The sequence below is a fragment of the Phormidium pseudopriestleyi FRX01 genome (assembly GCF_017313335.1).
Lineage (GTDB): Bacteria > Cyanobacteriota > Cyanobacteriia > Cyanobacteriales > Laspinemataceae > Laspinema > Laspinema pseudopriestleyi.
The window spans coordinates 1-4,315 of record NZ_JAFLQW010000407.1 but is presented as its reverse complement, the minus strand read 5'-3'; the positions used below and the strand labels follow the sequence as shown (position 1 = coordinate 4,315).

Here is a 4,315-nt window from a genome sequence, read left to right as displayed (position 1 = left end):
CGATAGAGCGCTACATTAACGACCCTCATCATGGTTGGACTACAGTGTAGGCGGTTAAAACCGCTCGTGTGGGCTTTCCACATAGCATCTTTAGAGCGCGAGGCTACCAGCCCTACCGTGTTTCTCTTGTGTTTCGATCATCAGCGATCACGGGCCTTAGTTTGAACACACTTAGTTGATAAGCAAAACTGCTTTTCAACCGATTACAGCTCACTTTTTTCCCTCCTGGGTTAACACGAGAGAAAATTGACCCGTCTTTGCAGACAGATACCATACATTTAACCGTTGCTCAGGTTTCTGGCCTGAACCGTGGAATTTTTGTGCTTAGATAATAGGGTTACTGTTCATCATGCAACCCCTTTGAGGGCTTGGGCGAGTTAAATCAAGTGACTCACTTTTTGTGGGAATTTTCAATAGTTTATCATCTTTTAATCTTTTTGGAAAATCTCCCCCCACAAGTCTTGCTGGGGTTGACTGGAAAGGAAAATAAACCGGCAAACATGAATGGCTTTCACCCCCGTTTCCCCAGTCCGGCCTGGTCCGGGGTACAACATGGGGAAGACCAACCGGGTTTCTGGTTCCCTTGCTGTGGGTTGAGAAACCGAGTTTCTTGACCTGAATCCCGGAGTTGGGTTGGGTTTCATCCAGTTTTAAAAAAAATTTGCAAAATTCCTCGCCAAAGGTCTTTTCAGACTCAAAAAAACCTGCTATGATGTCTCAAGACAGCTTGGAGAGGTGGCTGAGTGGTTGAAAGCGGCAGATTGCTAATCTGTTTTACGGTTTTAATCGTAACGAGGGTTCGAATCCCTCCCTCTCCGTTGTGAAAGCACCGAGGCCCCGCCACGACTCACCTGAGTTAACTCTCGGCAACTCTGAGCAGATCTCAGCGAACTCTAGAGTTGAATGAGTCAATGTAGAGCAATTTATTTTTAAAATCCCCCACGCCTTGCAAAGGTAGTGGGGGATTTTTTTATTAGGATTGGTTTCAGTGGTTGGTTTCAGTGGTGCGATCGCTCCTTACCAACGATACCCAACGCCGATATACCCAACCGGGAAGGGAATTACATCGTCAAAGTAGTACAACCCTGCACCAATATTGCCCCCCGCATACCAGCCATTATCCCACTGATAATCCCCACCAATCGTGGCGTAGGGTAAGACCAACGCAAAGGTTCCCACCCCCCAGGATCCAGTAAACTGCCCAGGAACTGCCGGCTGAAAGTATTTTTTGTAGGAGACGCCAAGTCCCGCGTTAATACCCAGGACACTATCAATCCCGCGACCGTCCATCCTGACCCAACCAAAAGTTGGTAAATCAAAACCCGCGCTGTAGCGATAATTGGGAAAACGGGCCTGAGCCAGATCCGATGCGTTAGGAGATTGCACTTCGGTGTTTTCTGGCAGAATAGCTGCGCCCCTTACTACATCCTCTTTATTAAAGTCAATCGACAGTTCCAAATCTTCAAGACCAGCGCGGTCAGTTTCCGTGAGTTGCACTATCCCCGTCTCACCGTCTTCCTGAGTCTGTTGTACTTCCAGATCCATTGGCCAGTGCATCTCTACACTGGGTGGCTCTGGGAGACTGGGATATTGCGCTGTCGCAGGTAGAGCCTGTTGGATACCTAACCAAGGTAACACCATTAAAGCAGTATATCCTGCCCATTTTTTCCTCACACCCATAATAGCCCTCCAAATTCATCAATAAACGGGAATTATTTTGTTTTATTTTGCATGAATTCCGGTTCAGAAAGAGTAAATTTAACTGGGAATGAATTGGCGATTGAGTTCAATGAATTCTTGAGAACCACCCCCCAGATTTTCCCAATAAATCAGAGTGTTCCCTAAACCGCGAAATCAGCAAGCTAAAAGCAAAAAATCTTAGCCATCTGCCATTCCAGGACAAGGATCTAATCACCCAGAAGAGCAGATGCTAAAACATTGCTAATCTAATCCATTCCCCCTCCAGATGCAATAGTCCCTAAGATGTATTTTTTGTATTATGTGAACAAAAATTAACAAATAATAGAGGGAGGAATACTGCACCTTTAGCGAATAGGCAGGGCAAGGCGATCGCTAATCCGATCACAAACCTACCCGAAAGGGTTTACAGCAGAGCCATTTAGAACCGATAACCTCCGCCCACAAAGATCCCGACTTCAATCTCCTCGACATACCCAACATTTAAGGCGGCATTGGCGACAAATCGGTCAAACAAGACTCGATCAATTCCCACCGTGCCAAAAAATCCAATGAAATTATCCTCATCCGTTGAAAGCGCAATGCCACTTCCAATATAAGGTGCAACATCGACTTGTAAGCTATCTTCCGTATTCGCAAAGGGAAAGTCAATGGTGACCGGCACCAGTACCATCAAGTGTTCTCCAAACAAGAGGGAAGGACGTACAGACACTTGCTCCGCCAGTCCGATTTTACTGGTCAAGGCAAAACTTCCCCGTCCCAAGGGACTACCACCATCATTTAATCCAATATTAATGGCAGCACCAAGATAGTTACCCACTCCCCGACTGGTTCGACCGAGTTCGATGTCGTTATCTCGTTGTGCCAAAACCCGATTGTTTTCTGCTTCAGCCGTGGGGTTTTGAGGAACCGTTGGCTGACCGGGGAACATGAAATAATGGGGGGCGCTTATCGCTCTCGTTCCGGTCAATAGTTCCGCAAAATTCCCCGATTGAGCCGCGAGTAAAGGGGGTGGATTGATGCCCTCAGACTGGACATCCCATGAGAGGGGTTCAAAAGAGGGATTCTCCGGCCACTGAGCGATCGCCCTTAACTCCAATTCCCTAGTGACATCGCCTGAGAATGGCTCGGCCATCGCTCTTTTTGGACCACCCCCACCACCGAGAGCAATCAAACCGAAGAGAAAAACACCAGTTGCGATCGATAGAAACTCCACAATTACTCCTAATAGGTACTTCAATGTTACAGAGGGGAATTTTTATTCTGAAAAGCAGAATTCAGCCTCAACCGAGTAGTCGCCCTCACCAGACCGATCCAAAACCCGACTCCGCGCCAAACCCAGGCGATCAAGCTAGAGCTTTCACCCAGAAAATCCTCACCCCAAAAAACGCCAAAACCAGCCAAGTTTTACAGTGAACCCACCGCACTGGCTACTTGTTGGGAAACAAAGGGCAAAATTGCTTCATTTTTGCTGTGCGCCTTGCCTTCGGTAAAGACCGCCAATAAATAAGGGCGCTGTTCCGGTAATTCAATATAAGCCGCATCGTGGCGGACTGTACTGGTTAAACCTGCCTTAGACCAAATCCGAGTTTGGCGATCGAGAAGAGCACCCAAAAACCCCGTCACTTGATTTTCTATGTCCTCCGCCAGGTCATCGGGGTCTAGGGAGCGTTTCATTAACTTCATCATCGCCGTGGTGGCCTTTGCCGAGACCGCTACCCCACCGACAATGCTATGCAAGAGACGTGCCGTCGCATTCGTGGTCAGCATATTCCGATTTTCCATTAACTCTCCCAGGAAAACCCGCTCCCGACCATAAGCCCCATCGCACCAGGTTTTGTGGTTGACATTAATTGATTCTAGTTCCGGCCATCCCAGAGACTGAAAGTAGCGATTTACTAAATTGCGCTGGTGCTTCCAGGTTTCAAATGGTCCAGAAGACAATTCCGGACCACTGGTGGTCCCGGTTAATATATCCATCACCAGACTTGTGGCATCATTGCTGGAGTCAACAATCATATCTCGGATGGCCCGTTCTAACTCCGGGGAGCTCTGAATCATCTCTTTTTCCATCCATTCATAGACCGCGACGAGATAGAACAGCTTGACCACACTCGCCGGATAAATCCGTTCCACGCCGCGATAGTTAAATCCGCGCACTGGATGGTCCCAAAATGCATCGGGACTCAGGGCACCGCCGGTATTCACCGATACGGGAGGGTCATAAACCACCCAGGTCATCGCCAGTTGGTTGCGGTTTAATTCGGGGAATTGCTCCCAGGTTGCCGCTAAAATGCGATCGCCTAAGTTTTCGAGTTGCTCGTCTTTGCGGAAAAATGTCATGGTTCTCTCTGAGGTTGTTCAAGTCAACTGGAATGGGTTAAAAATTCAGGATTTAGAAGTCAGAATCATTCATTCTCTCTTCTAGCTACGTCGGTCCTGCTGCTGTCACGTTACTGTGCCTTAACAATTAAGCATTTATAGAGCGGGAGAGTTCGAGAGGGGAGCAAAACCCACGTCTTTTAAGCGTGGGATGTAGCGAACCCTTTCGCGCCCATGTTAATGGGCAGAGTCTTGTTCTGTGGGGTTAGGCAGTTGGTCTATCCAATCTTCGATT

The 4,315-nt window shown here is 47.9% G+C and carries 3 protein-coding genes and 1 tRNA gene; 1 reads left to right on the top strand and 3 read right to left on the bottom strand.

The features are described 5' to 3' along the window. Positions 1 to 729: 729 nt before the first annotated feature. Positions 730 to 818: transfer RNA gene (locus J0895_RS15255), tRNA-Ser, on the top strand. Positions 819 to 1,017: 199 nt separating this feature from the next. On the opposite strand, the gene J0895_RS15250 is transcribed toward J0895_RS15255, so the two are convergent. From J0895_RS15250 to J0895_RS15240, 3 genes are all read right to left on the bottom strand, one after another. Continuing rightward, a complete protein-coding gene (locus J0895_RS15250) occupies positions 1,018 to 1,680 on the bottom strand; it encodes a hypothetical protein (protein ID WP_207088906.1) in 663 nt (220 codons plus the stop codon). A gap of 439 nt (positions 1,681 to 2,119) precedes the next feature. Beyond that, a complete protein-coding gene (locus J0895_RS15245) occupies positions 2,120 to 2,833 on the bottom strand; it encodes a hypothetical protein (protein WP_207088905.1) in 714 nt (237 codons plus the stop codon). Between the two features lie 272 nt (positions 2,834 to 3,105). After that, complete coding sequence (locus J0895_RS15240; RefSeq protein WP_207088904.1) at positions 3,106 to 4,041, bottom strand: serine hydrolase; 936 nt, start codon at positions 4,039 to 4,041, stop codon at positions 3,106 to 3,108. Positions 4,042 to 4,315 lie beyond the last annotated feature (274 nt).

Bases quoted from the DNA above. Each gene is read 5' to 3' on its own strand.
- J0895_RS15250 (WP_207088906.1), bottom strand. From the start codon at position 1,680: ATGGGTGTGAGGAAAAAATGGGCAGGATATACTGCTTTAATGGTGTTA.
- J0895_RS15240 (WP_207088904.1), bottom strand. From the start codon at position 4,041: ATGACATTTTTCCGCAAAGACGAGCAACTCGAAAACTTAGGCGATCGC.
- J0895_RS15245 (WP_207088905.1), bottom strand. From the start codon at position 2,833: ATGGCCGAGCCATTCTCAGGCGATGTCACTAGGGAATTGGAGTTAAGG.